At 61.7% G+C, this 17,133-nt stretch carries 17 protein-coding genes; 6 read left to right on the top strand and 11 right to left on the bottom strand.

All coding sequences use genetic code 11. The features are described from left to right. The first annotated feature begins 1 nt into the window (after window position 1). Window positions 2-1,018, top strand: a complete 1,017-nt coding sequence (locus Q0030_RS01965; protein WP_363323418.1) for an ADP-ribosylglycohydrolase family protein — start codon at window positions 2-4, stop codon at window positions 1,016-1,018. Window positions 1,019-3,189: 2,171 nt separating this feature from the next. Here the strand turns inward: Q0030_RS01965 and Q0030_RS01975 are convergent. Then, the gene (locus Q0030_RS01975; RefSeq protein ID WP_298362658.1) at window positions 3,190-3,399 is read right to left on the bottom strand and encodes a hypothetical protein; all 210 of its coding nucleotides are present in this window, start codon (window positions 3,397-3,399) and stop codon (window positions 3,190-3,192) included. Between the two features lie 244 nt (window positions 3,400-3,643). Here Q0030_RS01975 and Q0030_RS01980 point away from each other — a divergent pair, with 244 nt between their 5' ends. Together Q0030_RS01980 and Q0030_RS01985 are read left to right on the top strand one after the other, a co-directional pair. Then, complete coding sequence (locus Q0030_RS01980) at window positions 3,644-3,817, top strand: bacteriocin (RefSeq protein ID WP_298362661.1); 174 nt, start codon at window positions 3,644-3,646, stop codon at window positions 3,815-3,817. 70 nt (window positions 3,818-3,887) lie between these two features. After that, the gene (locus Q0030_RS01985) at window positions 3,888-4,064 is read left to right on the top strand and encodes a hypothetical protein (RefSeq protein ID WP_298362664.1); all 177 of its coding nucleotides are present in this window, start codon (window positions 3,888-3,890) and stop codon (window positions 4,062-4,064) included. Window positions 4,065-4,184: 120 nt separating this feature from the next. On the opposite strand, the gene Q0030_RS01990 is transcribed toward Q0030_RS01985, so the two are convergent. The 3 genes from Q0030_RS01990 to Q0030_RS02000 are packed head-to-tail and all read right to left on the bottom strand — an operon-like array spanning window position 4,185 to window position 10,700. After that, window positions 4,185-7,076, bottom strand: coding sequence for an NHLP bacteriocin export ABC transporter permease/ATPase subunit (locus Q0030_RS01990; protein WP_298362667.1), 2,892 nt, complete (start codon window positions 7,074-7,076; stop codon window positions 4,185-4,187). Continuing rightward, window positions 7,073-9,229 (bottom strand): NHLP family bacteriocin export ABC transporter peptidase/permease/ATPase subunit, encoded by a 2,157-nt coding sequence (locus Q0030_RS01995; RefSeq protein ID WP_298362669.1) that lies wholly within the window; start codon window positions 9,227-9,229, stop codon window positions 7,073-7,075. The genes Q0030_RS01990 and Q0030_RS01995 overlap by 4 nt, the downstream gene beginning before the upstream one ends. 46 nt (window positions 9,230-9,275) lie before the next feature. Continuing rightward, window positions 9,276-10,700: an NHLP bacteriocin system secretion protein gene (locus Q0030_RS02000; protein WP_298362672.1), complete on the bottom strand. Its 1,425-nt coding sequence runs from the start codon at window positions 10,698-10,700 to the stop codon at window positions 9,276-9,278. Here Q0030_RS02000 and Q0030_RS02005 point away from each other — a divergent pair. Further along, complete coding sequence (locus Q0030_RS02005) at window positions 10,693-11,220, top strand: hypothetical protein (protein WP_298362677.1); 528 nt, start codon at window positions 10,693-10,695, stop codon at window positions 11,218-11,220. The genes Q0030_RS02000 and Q0030_RS02005 overlap by 8 nt on opposite strands. Before the next feature lie 128 nt (window positions 11,221-11,348). Here the strand turns inward: Q0030_RS02005 and Q0030_RS02010 are convergent, their stop codons facing one another. Beyond that, on the bottom strand, window positions 11,349-11,549 hold the full coding sequence (locus Q0030_RS02010) for a hypothetical protein (protein WP_298362680.1): 201 nt from the start codon (window positions 11,547-11,549) through the stop codon (window positions 11,349-11,351). Window positions 11,550-11,728: 179 nt separating this feature from the next. Between Q0030_RS02010 and Q0030_RS02015 the strand changes: the two genes are divergently transcribed. Together Q0030_RS02015 and Q0030_RS02020 are read left to right on the top strand one after the other, a co-directional pair. After that, window positions 11,729-12,208 carry a cyclic nucleotide-binding domain-containing protein gene (locus Q0030_RS02015; RefSeq protein ID WP_298362683.1) on the top strand — a complete coding sequence of 160 codons (480 nt, stop codon included), beginning with the start codon at window positions 11,729-11,731 and terminating at the stop codon, window positions 12,206-12,208. A gap of 372 nt (window positions 12,209-12,580) precedes the next feature. Next, entirely contained in the window at window positions 12,581-12,778 is a 198-nt protein-coding gene (locus Q0030_RS02020) for a hypothetical protein (protein ID WP_298362686.1), read from the top strand. A 274-nt stretch (window positions 12,779-13,052) separates the two neighbouring features. Here Q0030_RS02020 and Q0030_RS02025 read toward each other — a convergent pair whose 3' ends face one another. The 6 genes from Q0030_RS02025 to Q0030_RS02050 all read right to left on the bottom strand — a co-directional run bounded on the left by Q0030_RS02025 (window position 13,053) and on the right by Q0030_RS02050 (window position 17,131). After that, window positions 13,053-13,901 (bottom strand): VOC family protein, encoded by an 849-nt coding sequence (locus Q0030_RS02025; RefSeq protein ID WP_298362689.1) that lies wholly within the window; start codon window positions 13,899-13,901, stop codon window positions 13,053-13,055. A 17-nt stretch (window positions 13,902-13,918) separates the two neighbouring features. Then, the gene (locus tag Q0030_RS02030; protein WP_298362692.1) at window positions 13,919-14,821 is read right to left on the bottom strand and encodes a VOC family protein; all 903 of its coding nucleotides are present in this window, start codon (window positions 14,819-14,821) and stop codon (window positions 13,919-13,921) included. Beyond that, the gene (locus Q0030_RS02035) at window positions 14,818-15,396 is read right to left on the bottom strand and encodes a TetR/AcrR family transcriptional regulator (RefSeq protein ID WP_298362695.1); all 579 of its coding nucleotides are present in this window, start codon (window positions 15,394-15,396) and stop codon (window positions 14,818-14,820) included. The genes Q0030_RS02030 and Q0030_RS02035 overlap by 4 nt, the downstream gene beginning before the upstream one ends. A gap of 154 nt (window positions 15,397-15,550) precedes the next feature. Further along, the gene (locus Q0030_RS02040; RefSeq protein ID WP_298362697.1) at window positions 15,551-15,874 is read right to left on the bottom strand and encodes a non-heme iron oxygenase ferredoxin subunit; all 324 of its coding nucleotides are present in this window, start codon (window positions 15,872-15,874) and stop codon (window positions 15,551-15,553) included. Beyond that, window positions 15,871-16,599 carry an SDR family oxidoreductase gene (locus Q0030_RS02045; protein ID WP_298362699.1) on the bottom strand — a complete coding sequence of 243 codons (729 nt, stop codon included), beginning with the start codon at window positions 16,597-16,599 and terminating at the stop codon, window positions 15,871-15,873. The genes Q0030_RS02040 and Q0030_RS02045 overlap by 4 nt, the downstream gene beginning before the upstream one ends. Window positions 16,600-16,645: 46 nt before the next feature. Next, window positions 16,646-17,131: an aromatic-ring-hydroxylating dioxygenase subunit beta gene (locus Q0030_RS02050; RefSeq protein ID WP_298362702.1), complete on the bottom strand. Its 486-nt coding sequence runs from the start codon at window positions 17,129-17,131 to the stop codon at window positions 16,646-16,648. Window positions 17,132-17,133: the final 2 nt, after the last annotated feature.

Raw genomic sequence — 17,133 nt, forward strand, 5'->3', positions numbered from 1 at the left:
CATGCAAGCCAGCACCTCCAGCCGGTTTGAGACCCACGTTCTGGCTTGCTTGACGTTCGGCGTGATCGGCGACGCCATGGGAACGCCGACCGAGAATCTCGAGCCGGCCGAGATCGAGCGGCGCTTCGGCTGGGTGAATTCGTTCGAGGGTGACGGAACCGACGACACGATCATGCGCGACTTGATCGCATCCGCGCTCATCCGGACCGGCGGGTATGCCGACGCCGATCATTGGGCCGAGGAGTGGCGTGATCGGCACGATTTGATCTTCGGCAGCAAGGTCGGTCGTTTCTTCCCGTCCGTGCTGCATGCGGCCGCCAAGTTGCGCCACGGCTATGCGCCGCGCACGATTGCCGAGGGTACGATGCCGAGCTCGAGCGCCGCGATGGCGATCGCACCGGTTGGAATCGTCAATGCCGGAAATCCGCGCGCGGCGGCGGCGCAGGCCATGGAGATCGCGAGCCTGCTCCACGTCACGGACCTCGCGTTCTGCCAGGATGGGGCGGCGGCAATCGCCGCCGCCGTGGCCGAGGCACTGATGCCGGAGTCGACGGTCGAGTCGGTCCTGAAAGCGTCGACGGCTCACCTGAAGCCCTGGAGTGGCAAGGAAATGCTGTCGCTGATCGCAGCCGCGCTCGAGCTTGCCGGCGAGGCGGCCGACTACAAGATGTTCCGCGAGCGCTATCACGCCAAATTCCGTCGGCAAATCGCCTGCGACAGCCGCGAAACGGTCCCCGCTGCACTGGCGATCGTCCGTCTTGCCGGGGGCGATCCCCGGTTGGCCGCCGCCCTCGGCGCCAATTTTGGCCGCGATGCCGATACGGTTGCCTGCATGGCCGCCGGCATCTGCGGCGCATTAAGTGGCTTTTCACCTCTGAATGCGGAATTGATCGAGCGTTTGCCCAACGAAGCGCAGGGCGCTCTGGCCGAACTGGCCTCGCGACTGTCGGTCGTCACACGTGCCAAGATGGAACGCGAGCTGAGAGCTGTCGCTCGCTGCCCCGTAGACGCATCGTAATGGCGGCGGCGCCAGGGTCCTGCGCCGCAGAACTAAGCAGGCGTCCTTCGGTGCTAACTTCGGCGCGAGGTCTGGACGCTGATCACGCTTTCGGGATCGACGGATGGTTCTCGCGTTTCGTCTTTCTCGGCGACGGTCATAATAACGTTCTATTTTGCCGCCCGACCTGATCCTATTGTGGATAAGCGCCGAGCGTTGCGCCCATCTGTTCATGTGCCGCGACTACCCGCAGAACGGCCGCAAGCCGCAGTTTCAGACAACGGTTGCCGAGCAGCGGCGATCGAATATCCATGTACGCGACGGCATCGATGAAGAGCAGTTCGTGATCGGCGATTCGGTCGGCTTGCGATTGGCGACTAGCCAGCGGCTGGGGCTGCTGAGGACGCCCTGTCTTCGACTGGTTGGCGCGGCTTCGCTCCGAGTGTCTGTTGATCCTTCAGCATTCGGCGTCGTCAGCGCAACTTGGCCCGCTTGGAGAAGCACGGCTTTTTCATGCGGTGGATTGAAGCAAGTAACGTAGGTCCGCCGAGTGTGGAAAGGCGGTAGCGGTCTCCTGACCCGAACCCCCGACGCTTCATCTTGTAGGTTCTCGCGAGGTGCGCGTATTTGCTACCGCGCCATTCCGACAAATGGAAATCCAATTGTGGGTTCAATGCACCTTCAACGAGGCGTTTGTCGGAATGGCCCTTGATCTTACAGAGAAATCATTCGCCTCTTAATCAGCGGGTCCCAGGTTCGAGCCCTGGTGCGCCCACCAAAGGAAAATCCTTATTTTCCAAGACCTTCGCGGCGTGGTCGTCGAGAACAAAATGGGTCTCGTGCGACGTTTTTTTGCGGAAGGACGTGGTGCAGCCAGATTGCTGTGCGACTTTCCCTTTGTTTTTGTATCTTCACCCCATTCGATACAGCGCGCTGATCCGCTGGTACAGGTCGATTACGTGCTCGTCGTAGAATAGGATATCAGGGCGAGCAGAACGGACAGTCTGTTCTGCTCGTCGCCACAGGGTACCGTTTGCTGAAGAATCAGAATTGGATTGTCCGGGAGGCGATTCGTCCCCTCGTGACCCCACGACTTTCCACGCCAAACTACGATTGCTCACGATCTCATACGCTACACGGTTGTGAACGCTGAGCTGAGTGGCCCTTTGTTCCTCCGCCGAAGGTTCCGCTTTTCGTCCGGCAGACCTCGCGAACCTTGACATCGCTTCAGATCTCGCCCCGGCAACCCACCTCAAAGAAATCTCACTCACTGCCGGCACTACACGTCGAAATCCTTCTCCATCGCCGCTGACGGTATGTCGATCCTGGCCAGTGCAAATTTCGCTGCTTCCCCGACTCTGCAACTTCAGCTCCTCTAGTGACGGATGCACTAACGGCTCCGCGACCAGCACAGGTGGCTGGCTGCGGTGCCGCGCGGGCACTACGCCTACTTCGGCATCTCTGGCAATAGCACCTGCCTCCGTCGCTTCCGTCTTCAGGTAACGAAGGCGTGGCTGCGGGTCCTGCTACGACGAAGCCAACGGCCGAAGCGGTCGTGGGAGCGGTTCAACGCGATCCTGAAGGTCTTCCCGATACCGATTGGGCATGTACGCGACTGGCGTCACCAAATGGCCGAATCAAGTTACTCGTCAGCGGAGCCGGATGCGGGAAAGCTGCACGTCCGGATCTGTGAGGGGGGCGTCGAGCAATCGACGCCTCTACTCGACCCTGCGGCGGTGTGATCGGTCGCGGGCAGGGAGGAAAGGGCGGTCTTCTGTTCAGTCATTGGTGAGATGACACTATCTCTGATTGGATCGAATTGGACATCGGTAGCTGGAGCTAGCCCAAACTGGCCCATGATGGATTGGAGCGAGAGTTCAAGGCCTTCAATCGGTTGGAAGATGGCGCGTGCACGACGTGTGCACCGGCAGAGCCAAAAAAAATCTAGTAACGGCCAATGTAAGCGAGCCTTCTGAAGTGAGCGGATCCGTCTCCGGTTGGCGCACGTGCACGATCAAAATGTTCGAAGGCAGGGGAGCAAGGGCGAGTATCGCTTGTCGGAGGTGGAAAGCGTCACTCCTGCGCTGCAGGCCGGAGCTTTGGAGAGTGAGGCTGCAGCAAAGCGGCGGCTAACGGACGAGTGCGACGCTGGTGCAGGACAGGGAAGACCACGGGTCGTTAGCCCGCCCTGATCAGATCGGCTGCGGGTAGGGCTGACCGATCCAAGGATTCCATGTGATGGTGCCCGGCGGATAGCCTCCAAGGGGCGGGCGCGTCGTGCAGCCGATGATAACGACCTCGCCGCCACGGCCGCCGCTCACCTGTTCCAGTCGCTCGAGCGAGAGGACCTCTGTTTCGAAATGATCGATAGACGTCTGGTTCCGAAGATTAATCGTGGTCATCGCATTCCTCCCGGGCGTGGTTGGATCGAGTGCCGGGCGTCCCGTCACTTCGGAGCCAATATGCCTCATCGCAGGCGGGCATACTGTGACATCCGTCACCTACCTCTTGGCCTAGATGTCGTAACGGAAATGGATCGCGGCTCTGCACACTCCTAAGGCCTGTGACCCGGCAACGTGACCTTGGCCACATCCGCGTGAGCGCAGAGCATCATACTGATGCAATTCGAAAGAAGAGGATCACGCCATGAGCAACGGCAAAACCGACGTGGAAGAAACGATCAAGCGCACCGAAGAATTCTATGATGTCAAATCCGAGCTTAGCGAAGAAGAACTATCCAAGGTGTCGGGTGGCCGCGGCCACCTGTGGGTGGCGTGCGCGGTTGGGCAACACATCAAGGCAGCTAACATCACGTGTTGATGGCGGGTTGACATCCGCTGGACGCGTATAGGTGACGACTTTGCAAAGTCACAGACAATCGGAGGCTGCCATGAAAGACGCGTTTCAGGAGTTGAACGCTGACGAACTCGATACGGTGTGCGGCGGAATGAAAACCGACCCGAACTACGTGAGCAAAGATGTCATCGACGCACGAGGTGGCTATTTCACGGTTTTGGGAATAACTTTCACCTTTGATGTAAACGGCAAGATCAGCAGCATCAGCTAGCGCTTTGGCGATGCCGCCGGTCTCATGGGCGCTTAACTCGCTGGCCCATTGCTGCCCAAGGTCTTCGGCGCGCGGCACCTTCGTGCGCCGGATCAGATTGCCGTAACCGCGCGAGCCAGCCTATCCGACCATTTGCCGGCGCGCGAATTCTTCAAACGGTCCCGCTCCATTGATGAGCTCGCCATAGCTTCCGGATTGCACGATCTTGCCGCCCGACAACATCACGATGCGGTCGGCATGGCGGATGGTGCTGAGGCGGTGGGCAATGACAATTCGCGTTATGCTCAGCTGCCGCAACGAGGTGCCCACGATCGCCTGGGTCTGGTTGTCGAGTGCGCTGGTCGCCTCGTCGAACACGAGGATGCGCGGAGAACGCGCCAGTGCGCGGGCGATCAACACCCGCTGACGCTGTCCGCCGGAGAGCGTGTTGATCCCTTCAGCAACCAGCGTGTGCATGCCCATCGGCATCTGCCTGATATCGGCGTCGAGCGCCGCCAGCCTTGCAGCCTCCCATGCCTTGTCCAGCGTCAGTTCGACGCCGCCGCAGATGTTTTCGTAAATGCTGCCTGTTGCCAGCTTGGTGTCCTGCAGCACGACCCCGAGCTGGCGGCGCACGCCGTTGACCTCGATCGTGTTCAGCGCCTTGCCGTCATAGAAGATGGTCCCGGCTTCCGGCCGCTCGAAGCCAAGCAGTAGGCGCAACAGCGACGATTTTCCGCTGCTCGACGGACCGACAATCGCCACGTATTCCCCTCTCGGAATGCGTAGGGTGATGTCCTCGAGAATCTTCGGTCCGCCCTCGATATAGCGGAAGGTGACGCCGGAAAACTCGATCTCGCCCGACAGATCTCCCGGCGCCCGTCGATCTTCCGCTATCTCGGCCGCGGTGAAGAGAATCGGCTTCATGCGGGTGAGGTGTGGAATCGCCACGAGCGATTCACTCATGCTCGAGGCCCAGTTGCCGACGGCCGCCGCGGTCTGCCCGAATGCGGCGAGGAAGCCAAGAAAGGCGCCGAGATTGGTCAGGAGCTGACTGTTGGTACGCGAGGCGATCGCGAAAATGCTCAACGTCGCCAGCATCGGGAAGGCCGTCTCGAACACCGTCAGAACGTTGGCTGCCCGTTGCGAGGCGATGAAGTAGCGCTTCTGCGTCGCAAACTGTTCCGACCATCGGGCCAGCGCGCGCGCCGCGGCGTTCGCCACGCGAAGCTTGCTGACGCCCGCGATCAGTTGCAGGACGAACCCGCTGACCTTGCCCTGCTGGTTGAAGTGCTTGCTCTCGTAGTAGATCCGCACGGCGCTGGTTGCGACGATCGCCGCTGCCCTTAGCACGATCATCAGGAGCGCGATGCTGCCGAGCCTGAGGTCATAGTAGAACATGAGCCCAATGCTGAAGAGGCCGAACAGAGCAGACGTGAAGCCCCGCAAGGTACGTCCGGTGAAGATCTGGCGCGCCGCCTCGATGCCCATCGAGCGGTTGACCAGATCGCCTGTCGTGTGGTCGCGAAACAGGGAAGCGGGCAGCCTTAGCAAGCGATCGATGAGGGCAGCCTGGAGCTTGTAGTCGAGCAGGCCTTCGAGCCTGAGCGTGACCATTCCCTGCATCCCCTGCAGGCTTGCCATGGCTATCGCGGTGACGGAGAGCGCCGCCGCGCAAACGACGAGCTGGTCGATCTCGGTGCGAGGGATCACCGAATTGACCAGCAGGTTGGTCACGAGCGGCGGTATCAGCGACAGCAGTCCGATGGCGATGATCGCAAGCCCCATGCGGACGATGCTGCCGGCCAGGCTTCCCGTTGCGAATGACAACAGATCACGATAGCGAAGCGGGTGTGCCGGCAGGGCCTTGTAGAAGCTAACGGCCTCCGGAGCCAAATCGTTTGCGACCGAGCGGCTGACCGAGTGTCGCCGTCCTTGCTTCGAATCGACCATCATGTACCGGCCGCGCCGGTCGCGGATCAGGGCGACCGGGTCGCTTTCCGGCCCATGCCACCCCAACAGGGGGCCGGCGTCGGATTTCCACCAGCGATCGCGCAGCTGCACTCGGCGAATTCGCAATCGGGATGCACGCGCGACCTCCAGAATGTCGCCGAAGCTCTGGCCTGCGGGTCGGGTTCGGCTGGAGTGTGCAATCGAGCTTCCCAGAGCCTCTGCGACGATCCGGCAACTGGAGAGCAGGGGATCGGCGGCATCCGGTTCGAATTGGGTACGATCGGCTGGCCTGGAGACGACCTCGGACAGGCGCTCGAAGGCATCGAGCGTCCGCGCGTGGGTCAATTCGGTTCGCCTGGCGAGCCGCTGCCGTTCGAGCGTCAGATTGCGTCCAAGCGACCGTTCCAGACTGGCGACAACAACCGCGTGAAAAAGGTCGATCGCGGGCCAGACCAGCGGCGCTTCGAGCGCGGCCGCCTCCGCCACGATCCTGCAGCCGCGTGCTCCCGCGTCGAGCCAGAACCCCGCCGTGAGCGGGATGGGAAGATCTCCGGCTTCGAGTTCGAGGTCGAGGTTCAGCGGTTTTACGCTGCCAGCTTCGATGCGGGCCCAGACGATGCTCCGCCGTGGGCCGCAACTACGCGCGCCCGGCTGCAGGTCTCTCGCCTCGCCGCCGATCAATTCGGGACTGTTGTCTGATCGGGTCGAGCCGGCCGCGAGCATGCACAGCTGCGTAATCCAGCCGGACATGCGGTCGGAAGAAGCGATCTCGCTTCGCGAAACCGCGATGATCTCGGCGTCGGGCCCGCCGACTGCGACGATCTGCAGCCGGCTCGCCGATCTTTCGCAGGCGGCATGCAGATCCAGGATGATTTCACCCACCTCACATCGAAACAGATGATGGCGGACGCCCCCGGTCTCGACGGCGAAGATATCGACGTGACCGGCACTCACCTCCAGCACCTGATCGCGTTCGTCGAGGAGAATGGGATGGCGTGGATCGATCGCCACGCGGCGAGAGCCGGGGGCCGCAATTGGCCTTACGGTCGCAAACTCATCCTTGGCGAGAGGGTCACTCATTCGCTTGCCACGAGCCTTGCATAAGCGCCCTGGAGTGCGACGAGTTGTTCATGGGTGCCGCGTTCCACGATCCGGCCACGCTCCAGCACGATGATTTCGTCGCAGTCGCGCACCGTGCTCAGCCGGTGCGCGATGATGATGCAGGTGCAGCCCCGGCGCCGCAAATTGTCGTCGATGGCCTTTTCCGTGATCGGATCGAGGGCGGCGGTTGCCTCATCCAGCACGAGAATGGATGGATTGCAGACCAGCGCTCGGGCGATCTCGATACGCTGGCGTTGACCGCCGCTGAAATTGCTGCCGCCCTCATTGACGTGGCAGTCGTAGTTTCCGGGGCGCGCGGCAAGATCATGATGGATCAGCGCATCCCTGGCGGCGGCGATCAGATCGCGCTCGTCGACCGTCGAATCCCAAAGGGTCAGATTGTCTCGCGCGCTTCCCTCGAACAGAAAGATGTCCTGGTCGACATAAGAGACGGAATTTGCGAACTCTTCGGGCGGGAGGTCCGCCAGTTTCCATCGTTCGAAGAGAATTTCCCCCGACCACGGCTCGTACAGTCCGCAGATCAGCTTGCCGAGCGTCGACTTGCCGCTGCCGGAGACGCCGACAAGCGCCACGCGAGATCCCGCAGGTATCACGAGCGACAGATCGGCCAGCAGCGGCGGCTCGAGGACCGAATAGCCGAAGTTGACGTTGCAAAGCTCGACCCTGCCGGCGAGTTTTGGCGGAAAATCATTGGCCGAGTCGCGCAGTGACGCGGGGCGGAGGGGGTATTTGTAGATATCCTCGAGCCGTTCGAGCGCTCCCTTGATGGTCTGCAGGCCGCCGAAATAGTTGACGAGATTGGCGAAGGGTTCGGAGAAGTTCGCCGCCAGGGACTGGAACGCAACCAGGCTGCCGAGCGTCAGCGAGCCCTGGATGACCCTCAAGCCACCGAGGCCGAGGATCGCGGCGACCATCAGGCCCGAGAGCAGCGTCGGCACCATGTCCAGGATGATGGCCGACACGCCAAGCTTCTGCTCGGCATTCAAATTGTTGGCCTGAAGGCCTGCCCATTTGCCGAAGGCATCGTCCTCCAGGCCGCTCGCCTTGATGGTCTCGATGGTGCGCACCATGCCCACGGTGGCGCCCAGGAGCTTGCCTTGTTCGACCGCGAGCCGGTAGCTGAGGTCTTGCCGCGGTGCTGCAACCAGGCGCAGCAGGAGCACGTTGAGGAGGGAGATCGCGGCGCACAGCAGCGTGAGGCTGACATCGTAGACCGCCATCGCGGCACCGAACAGCAGCACCGACGTCAGGCTGAGCGCGTTCATCGTGACGCCGCCGGACAAAAGCCGGGCCACCTGCTCGTTGGACGCGACGCGGCTCGCAACATCGCCGGCATGGCGCTGGGTGAAGAATTCCAGCGGCAGCGCCATCAGACGCCAAAGGAAACGGCTGGTCATGACGACGGAGAGCTTGGCCTGCAGCCGCAGCAGGACCGACTGACGAACCGCGACCAGCATGGCGCGACAGGCCGCCGTCAATGCCATTCCGATCAGGAGCGGCATGAGCCAGCCATTGTTGTGCTGGATCAGGATGTCGTCGACAAATATCTTGGAAAAGCCGGCGGCAAGGATATTGGGCACGACGAGCGCGATGCTTACGATCACCAGCAGGGCAACCCCCACCCGAGAGTAACGCAACTCACGCAGCAGCAGGCCGATCCCGTTCGGCTTGCTGCCGACCTTTTTGAACTCTTCGCCGCACTCGAAGGCCAACACGACCCCGGTGAAGGCGAGATCGAGTTCGGCCATGCTGATGCGCCTGCGGCCGGTCGCGGGATCGTTGATGTAGGCATGCTCGCCCTTGATGCCCTCCAGGACCACAAAGTGATTGAAGTTCCAGTGGATGATGCAGGGCTTCGGAATCTGGGCCAGCGCCGGGGGCTCGACGCTATAACCCCTTGCGACAAGGCCATAGCGGCGCGCTGCCCTGACGATATTGCTAGCCTTGCTGCCGTCCCGCGACACGCCGCAGGCGATGCGAAGCTGCTCCAGGGAAATCCAGGCGCCGTGATAGGCGAGGATGATCGCGAGCGCCGCAGCGCCGCATTCGACCGCCTCCATCTGCAGGATGATGGGCGTCCGCTTTACCTTCTTGCGCAACAGTTCTGGCATGCGGCTTCCCTGCTGCGGGCTTTCCCGGGCCGAGTGAGGAGAGGGCCTACCCATCAATTCCCGTGAGATGCCTGATCAAGGGGATCACCAGATCGAGCGGTCGTTGCCGCCGAGTCGTGATTTCCGCGCGCGCCAGGGTCCCGCTCGTCAAATGAGCGTCCGGGCCCTTGCCCACGGCCCAGCGATAGCCCGTCGCAGTGGAAGCATCCTCTTGAAGCGCCACCTCGGCGGCATACGGCGCGCCATTGTGGGAGAAGCGGGACACCAGGCTTTCATTGTGCAGCACCGCGCTGATGCCTTGAGGCGTCATCGGGAAGTCGGAGACGTTCAAGACAGTACCCAGCATCATGCCGAACTCTTCGCGCTTGATGGTGCTCGGCTCGAGATGAACCTGCATTCCCGGCTTGATCTGCTTGCCATGTTCGGCCGGGATGTAGACGACGGCCTGGAGCTTCTTGCCTTCGCTTTCGATCTGGACCACCGGCATCCCGACGGAGAGCACGGAGCCGGGGGAGATCTTCACCTCGAGGACGCGCCCTTCAATCGGACTAAGCACCTGAGTGTTCTGGCTCAATTGCTCCGCGACCGCATGCATCTGCCGTCGCGCTTCGTTCAGGGTGAATTCGGACTGCTGGATCTCGCGCTCGCGCTGCGTCTCGAGATCCGTCTTTTGCGACCTGAGCTTCAGGATCTCGTTCTGCGCGTCGATGCGGCGTTGCTGCGCATCGGTCAATTCCTGTCGCCGCTCCTCCAGATTGCGCCGCGTCGTGTAGCCCTTCGCGAGCAAACCTTCGAGGTTCTTGACGTCGACCGAAAGATAATCGACGCGCTGGCCCGTCGCCTTGATGACCTGTTCAAGTGCGGCTTCCAGCTTCTCGAAGTTCTGGCTCTTGGCGGCGAGTTCGCTCGCTACCTTCGATTTGAGGTCGGCGTATTCGTGCTGGCGCTCTTGGAGCACTTCGACCGCCGACTTGTGCTTCTGTTCGATGTCGGTCTGAACGATCTGGGCGATCGGCTGACCCAGCTCGACGTGGTCGCCGACCGTGACGGCAACGGATTGGAGCCGGCCGGCAGCAGCGGATACCGCGTCGACCACGTTGCCGCCATTGCTGATCAGGATTCCCTCGCCGGAGACGCGGGAGGGCACGCGTCCGAAAATGCCCCACACCAACGCGGCCGCCACCGCAACGAGGATCACCAGCGTGATAATCCAGTCGGCGGGCCTGGTGACGACGACAAGATGATCAAGCTGCTCGGGAGAGGCCGCACGGTCGAGTGCCGCGGCGCGAAATGCCCGTTGCGGCTCGGGGGTCGCCCTCCTATTCTCCGGTTGTCCGAGCGTGTCCGAGGCCGACATATCTGCACGCAAAGCGTTCAACTGATTGAATGAATATGCCGGGATCATCGCATAGAACGGACGTGGTAACAACAAACGCCCGCGCGGAACCGGCGTCAGGGCTTGAATGCGCATGGTGATCGGCAACGCAAAGCGGCTGTTTGCAGCGCACGCACGGCATGTGATGCTTGCGGCGAGCCTTGCGGTGGGCCTGCTATGGTCCTCCGTTTCACGGGCCGGCGTCCTGTCCGAGAGCGACCTCAAGCAGGCGGAGGGCCTGAGGCCGCTGTTTGCGAGGCTGATGAACGATCTCGTCGAAGCCATAAAGCGCCCGGATGTACCGAGCGGAGACGCTGGCTGCATCAACTCGACGATCCGTGAGCTCCTGCAGATCTCCGACGAACTCGCCAGCTACGAATACCTGATCACGATGGAGAAGGACCTGACTGACGTCGGCGACGACAACCCGTTGCGAGGCGTCGTCAAGTTTGCGGTTGAGAAAACCAGCGTCATTCTCATCGGCGAGAGGAAGCGGCTGGTCCAATTGTCCGAGCAGTGTGCCAGATATCCGGTGGGGCTTGAAAAGGCACAGGAGGCGTTGAAGGTCATCGATACGACGACCGGAATCCTTAGTTCCATTCGCGAACGTCTGTGAAGATGCGTGCCGAGGCCGATCGCGCGATTGAAGGAGTAGCTCGGCCTCGTGCATCATTCTTCCTGATCCGGAAAGAAAAGAGGTCGCCAATGGAGCGGCCTCTATTGGAGAGTCGACATGGCCGGCGATCAGAAGATGTGACCCAGTGCTCCGAGCACGCTTCCGAGCGCGTCGACAATCGGCTCGACGATCGGCCTGACAATTCGGACGAGGCCGCCGCCGCCATGGCCGGTACCGGTGCCCGTGCCGGAGCCGTCTCCGCTCTTGCCCCCGACGACATTATCGAGGGTTTCGATCGAGATTTCGCGAATTTCAAACTCCAGGTTCATGGCTGTCTCCTGATGTAGGTGTTCGGGAAGGACGGTCCCCTCTCGATCCGTGGGCAGCACGATAGTCATTTGGCTCAGATCGACCGTGATGCGCGTCACAAGGTTCGACTGCGAGCGTACGCACGTCCCGTAGAGCCTGGTCCGCTTGCCGCCGCTGGGCGCGGGAGTATATTTGGCCGATGGCTGTCAGCTCGCCCGATCTGAAAGCGTTCTTGCTCTCCACACCTTTCTTCGGTGGCCTCGGAGACGCGAGCCTCGATCTCCTGATCTCAATGCTGGTCGAGCGCCGCTTCGACGTCGGCGCCACCATCGTAACGGAAGGAGAACCGGGGCGCTCAATGTTCGTTGTTCATTCCGGCGAGCTCCTGGTGGGCAAACTCGGGGATTCGGGGCGCGTCATTCGGATGGCGGATCTCGGACCTGGTGATTTTTTCGGCGAAATGACGCTCATCGAAATGCAGAACCGATCAGCGTCCGTCGTCGCGCAGAGCTCGGCCGTATTGTACGAGCTCACGGCCCGAAGCCTCTATACGTACTACAGGGCCGACATCCACGCCTATGTGATCGTGATGCAGAACATCAATCGCGAGCTTTGTCGGCGGCTCCGTCGCGCCGACAGCCGCATTGCCGAACTGCTGATGCGCCACGCAAGTGGATGACGCGGACTCATGTGAGTCGTGTGGGCTGAGAAGAGACTGCGACCAGCGCCTACAGCGTTGATCGTACGACTGCGGCGTTCCCCGGCCGCAGTTCGGCGAAGGAAATCGCGTCGCCGGTTCGACGAACGGTAAGCGCACCACGCAGGACGGTCTTGCGAATTGTGATCGGCATCACGGAGCGCCTCGGCGCCTCGAGCTACTGATGTCGTGTCGCTGAAGAGACCGGAGGTCGGGAACAAATCCAAGCCAATAGCGCAGTGTGATGAATGACCTTCGCCGCATGGCCCCGACGCCCGGCGCTTTCCGCGGCACAAGTACGACAGTGGAACTGTAAACCGGCCGACGAGGCCACCTCACAAACGGAGAGAGATCATGAGCAACTGCCTCAAGCGAGTTCTTCTGGACGACGAGTTGGACGCCGTCAGCGGTGGCCAGCTCACCGAAGTGCACTTTCAGCCGGACTACAAGGAGCCGACCGTCCTTTTGGATGACGGCATGAATATACGGACCACTGGCATTGGTCACAGCAATGTCGCCTATGACTCTCCCTTCACCCCCATTCCGGCGTGAGCACGCGGCGGGATGGCGTTTTGTCCGAAGCGTCATCCCGCTCGAACCGGCGGCTCAGATATTCATACGGCCTCCTTGGAGCTCATTTGGCAGAGTTAGCTCAAACTTGCCCATGATGGATTGGACAGAGAGTTCAAGTTTTCCGAGTGGTCAGAAGGCGGCGTGTGCACGACGTGTGCGCCGGGAGGTCCAGGAGAATCTCGCTACGGCCAACGTGAATGGGCTTTCCGAGGTGATCGGGGGCGCTGATACGGTGTCGTTGCTGCCGGACGAGCTAGCGTGGACGCGCTGATTTCGCGCCCCACATGCAAAGGCTTGATGGTTCGAAGCCGAACTGTCGGGGCCTATGGGTTTCCTCATCCTCGATTTCGTCGACGCCGACGGAATACTCAAAAACCATGCCGTCCGGACCTTGGAAATACAGAAAGCGCGCGCCGGACGTCGGGTGACGACCGGGACCGAAGACGATCGGGACGCGCTGACCGGACAAATGGTAGTACGAGCGCAATACATCGTCGTTGCTCTCGACCTGATGGTTGATGTGCTGAACGCCTGGCCCCCGTCCTGGTGCCAGGGCCACGGTGTGGTGGATAGCATTGACCCGCATGAGTGCGATGTCGCCGATGCGGTCGCTGACCCGTGCGTTGCAGACCTGGGTCCAGAACCGCTCGTCCCGCAGCGGATCGGTGGTAAACAGACCTACATGGCTGAAGCCGGTAATTCCGGCATCGCGGGTGGCAAAATATCGCTTGCCGCTGCGCTCGGGCCGCACGACCAGTTCGATCTGGTTGCCGGTCGGATCCTTGAAGCCGATGAAGGCCTTGACCTTGCGGAGCATACACTCGTCCGGCGTGCCGGCGTGGACGGCATGGCCGAGAGCGTCGAGCGTCGCGCCGGCGGCGTTGAGCTTGTCCTCATCGGTGACCTCGAAGGCGACCGTCTGGTCCCGCGGATCGCCTTCGAAATAGCAGAGCGTATGAGCGCGGTCGTCGGATCGCAAATAGAGCGCCGTCTTCGCCTGCTCGCCAACTTGCAGGCCGAGGCTCCTGGTCGCGAAACTCTGCGCATCCTCGAGGTTGGAGGCGCCCAGCCGTACATAAGCGAGATCTCGCAATTCAATCATCTGGCGCTCCGTCGTCTTCAGCGTTGATCAGTGGCGGCTGGCTGCAGTTCCGGGATGCCCTGGCATTGGCTGCCCCACTCGCAGAGCGAGTCAGGATGGGTGGAAAACTGCCGGGGGCGATGATCGGGTTCGACGTCGTTGAGGCCGTGGCTGTACGAGAAGACGAGTCCCTCGGGTCCCTCAAACCTCAGAAAGATCTGTCCCGACGCGGGCTCGCGTCCGGGACCGTGCAAGATCCTGATCTGACGATCCTGCACGAAATAGTGGCTCTGCATGATCGCATCCAGGCTCTCGACGCCGTAGCTCACATAGAGAATTCCTGGGCGGTCGGATGGATAGAGCGCGATGCGGTGGTGCTTTTGGTCGATCCTCAGATATGTGATGTCGCCAGCCCAGTCACTGATCCGGGCGCCCAGGATTGACGTCCAGAATCGCTGGTCATCCCGCAACTGTGAGCTGCGTAGCCCCACGCCCTGTAGTCCAGTGATGCCCGCGTCGCGGCTTGGAAAATAGCGTCGGCCGCTTTGCGCCGGGCGCAACACCAAGTCGATCTCGTTGCCACTGGCGTCTTGCGCGATGAGAGTGTCGCGCACAAACCGCTGCTTGCATTCGTCCCGACTGCTCCGGCGGACGGCGAAACCGTCCTTCTGCAGCGCATGTTCAATGCGCTCAAGAGCGACTTCGTCTGATATCTCGATCCCGATTGACGACGCCACCGTCGGCGCCGGCACCAGCGACAGCGAGTGATAACGATCGTCCGAGCGAAACAGCAGGGCCTGTTTGTCGGGCACCGGCTGCAAGCCCAGAATGTCGGTTGCGAAGGCGGCCGCCGAGAGCGGCTCACGGACCGCGAGTCTGACGTAGCAGAGCGCGATCAAAGGGCCTTGGGGACCTCTGCCAGCTGAATTGCGTCCCGTCATGGCCGTTTTCTCGACTGCTTGGGGATCGAGTCCTCGATGTGCTGCCGCACGATCTTGCGCCAGACCGCGAGCAGGCGCGAGAAGTGCTCGGGATCGTTCTCGATCAGCATTCGGACCGAGAAGCCGCGAACCACGCTGAGCGTGAGCGCAAGCACGTCCCTGGCGAGCTGTTCCGGGATTCCCGACGATATAAGCGTGTCGAGCCAGGTTGCCTCGATCGAGAAGCGGGTCTGCCGGGCAAACTGCTGGGTCTCTCGTTTGAGCCGCCGCGTGCTTTCGTCGCTCATGCCGATGGCGAGCTCGATGAAGAAGTAGTCGCCGAAGAAGAAGTCCTGGGCGTCCTTGATGATACTGTCGATCGGATCGCCGCCATCGTGTCGCGCCGATTGCGCACGGCGTGTACTCTGGGTGAACGTAATTTCGTTGACGTAGGTCAGCACGGCGACCACAAGCTCGTGCTTGCTTGGGAAATGGTGCATCAGCGCGCCGCGCGAAACGCCGGCGAGGTCGGCGACCTCCACGGTTCGCAGGCCGCCGAAGCCGTTCTGGCGGATCAGCTTGACGGCTGCGTCCATGAGCTGCTTGCGCGTGGTCTCGCTGCGCTCTGCCTGGGTTCGCCGCGGCGCGTATGTCGGCTCCGCCGTGCTGTCGCGGCGCGATCTCAGTTTCTGTCGGGTTGCGGGCGGCCGCGACGTGCCGGCGGCACGCCGGGTCCTGGGCTTGGGGTCGTCAGAATTCGACATAGACGCTGCCTGCTATCACCTTGACCGGAAAGCTCTTCAACGGAACCGTACACGGCATGCCGGTCGGCGCGCCGCTTGTGACGTCGAACGTACCAAAATGCCAGGGACATTCGACGATGTTTCCGGCCAGAATACCCTCTTCGGACAACGAAGCCTCGCCATGGGTGCACAGGTCCGCCGTCGCGTAGATCGTTCCTTCCACATTGTAGATGGCAAGATTGGTGCCGTCGGGCATCGCCGCGGGACGAATTTCACCTTCCGGAAAGTCCTGAACCGTGCCAACGAGGACACCATTGATCGTGGTCGTCATAGCATGGTGCTTCCGCCGTTGACGCTGATGACCTGTCCGGTGACGAACGAGGCCTCTTTCGACGCGAGATAACATACCATCGAGGCCACCTCGTCCATCTCGGCTGCGCGCCCCATCGGTACGACGTCAACGAAGCGTTGCAATGCCTTCGGCGCCCTGAGGGTGGCCTCCCGCACCTGGGGCGTGTCGACGATACAGGGGGCGACGACGTTCACGGTGATGCCGTCCTTGGCAAACTCGCGCGCCAATCCGGTCGCCATCGCATGCACGCCGCCCTTGGCGGCATTATAGGCCGCGTGATCCCAAAGTCCGTTGCGGACCGAATCGGCGCCGATGTTGACGATGCGTCCATAGCCCCGGGCTTTCATGACCGGAACGGCGTGCCAGGTGCACCACAGCGCGGTCCAGAGATTGCGATCGATCGTCGTCCGTAACGTGTCGGGCGTGTGGTCCAGAAACGGCTTGATGATCCCACCGCCGGCGTTGTTGACCAGAATGTCGAGACCCCCGAAATTATCCACCGCCGACTTGATCACGCCGCGTGCGACGTCTTCCCGGGACAGGTCGCCGGCTTTCATGATTGGCCGCCCGGCGCCGCTCGCGGCGATGTCATCCGCAACGGCGCCGAGGCGTCCCTCGTCGATATCCGAAAGCACGAGCTTGGCTCCGGCGTCGGCGAAATGGCGGGCGATGACTGCGCCAATGCCGCTGGCAGCGCCGGTCACCACGATTGATTGTCCTTCGAACCGTAAAGCCATGTAATTTTACCCGTCAGAGCACGATGCTGATGCGACCGCTCGGCCGCAGTCCGTCGCCGGCGAGGAGGCAGCGCTTCTCCCGGATACGAAAGCCCTCGCCATCGAGCGCCAGCCTGTACTTGTTGGTTCCGAAGTAGAGATCGGTGACGCCATCCTTGGTCCGCAGGGTCTGGAAAACGCAACTGACGTCAATCTCGTCCTCGCGTCTTGCCTGGATCCGGACGTTGCCAACGATACGGCTTGTCTTCGAATGCGGAAACTCCGCGTGCGCCGTGCGTTTCATCAGCCGCTTGACCCGCTCGCCGAGCCGGACGCGATCGTCCGCGATGTAGAACAGGTTGCTCTCCGACGAGGCGTCGGCCGGCAGATCGGTGCAGGGCACTTCATATTTCGCATCGTCCGTGAACAGCGTGAGCCACTCCGGCAGACGCCATTGATCGAGCAACTCGGCCTCGTTGAACAGGAAGTCTTCCACTTCGGTTCGGCTCAGGGATTGCATGT

The sequence above is a fragment of the uncultured Bradyrhizobium sp. genome, from assembly GCF_947648125.1.
Lineage (GTDB): Bacteria > Pseudomonadota > Alphaproteobacteria > Rhizobiales > Xanthobacteraceae > Bradyrhizobium.

Bases quoted from the DNA above. Each gene is read 5' to 3' on its own strand.
- Q0030_RS01965 (WP_363323418.1), top strand. From the start codon at position 2: ATGCAAGCCAGCACCTCCAGCCGGTTTGAGACCCACGTTCTGGCTTGC.
- Q0030_RS01975 (WP_298362658.1), bottom strand. From the start codon at position 3,399: ATGACCACGATTAATCTTCGGAACCAGACGTCTATCGATCATTTCGAA.
- Q0030_RS01980 (WP_298362661.1), top strand. From the start codon at position 3,644: ATGAGCAACGGCAAAACCGACGTGGAAGAAACGATCAAGCGCACCGAA.
- Q0030_RS01985 (WP_298362664.1), top strand. From the start codon at position 3,888: ATGAAAGACGCGTTTCAGGAGTTGAACGCTGACGAACTCGATACGGTG.
- Q0030_RS01990 (WP_298362667.1), bottom strand. From the start codon at position 7,076: ATGAGTGACCCTCTCGCCAAGGATGAGTTTGCGACCGTAAGGCCAATT.
- Q0030_RS01995 (WP_298362669.1), bottom strand. From the start codon at position 9,229: ATGCCAGAACTGTTGCGCAAGAAGGTAAAGCGGACGCCCATCATCCTG.
- Q0030_RS02005 (WP_298362677.1), top strand. From the start codon at position 10,693: ATGCGCATGGTGATCGGCAACGCAAAGCGGCTGTTTGCAGCGCACGCA.
- Q0030_RS02000 (WP_298362672.1), bottom strand. From the start codon at position 10,700: ATGCGCATTCAAGCCCTGACGCCGGTTCCGCGCGGGCGTTTGTTGTTA.
- Q0030_RS02010 (WP_298362680.1), bottom strand. From the start codon at position 11,549: ATGAACCTGGAGTTTGAAATTCGCGAAATCTCGATCGAAACCCTCGAT.
- Q0030_RS02015 (WP_298362683.1), top strand. From the start codon at position 11,729: ATGGCTGTCAGCTCGCCCGATCTGAAAGCGTTCTTGCTCTCCACACCT.
- Q0030_RS02020 (WP_298362686.1), top strand. From the start codon at position 12,581: ATGAGCAACTGCCTCAAGCGAGTTCTTCTGGACGACGAGTTGGACGCC.
- Q0030_RS02025 (WP_298362689.1), bottom strand. From the start codon at position 13,901: ATGATTGAATTGCGAGATCTCGCTTATGTACGGCTGGGCGCCTCCAAC.
- Q0030_RS02030 (WP_298362692.1), bottom strand. From the start codon at position 14,821: ATGACGGGACGCAATTCAGCTGGCAGAGGTCCCCAAGGCCCTTTGATC.
- Q0030_RS02035 (WP_298362695.1), bottom strand. From the start codon at position 15,396: ATGGACGCAGCCGTCAAGCTGATCCGCCAGAACGGCTTCGGCGGCCTG.
- Q0030_RS02040 (WP_298362697.1), bottom strand. From the start codon at position 15,874: ATGACGACCACGATCAATGGTGTCCTCGTTGGCACGGTTCAGGACTTT.
- Q0030_RS02050 (WP_298362702.1), bottom strand. From the start codon at position 17,131: ATGCAATCCCTGAGCCGAACCGAAGTGGAAGACTTCCTGTTCAACGAG.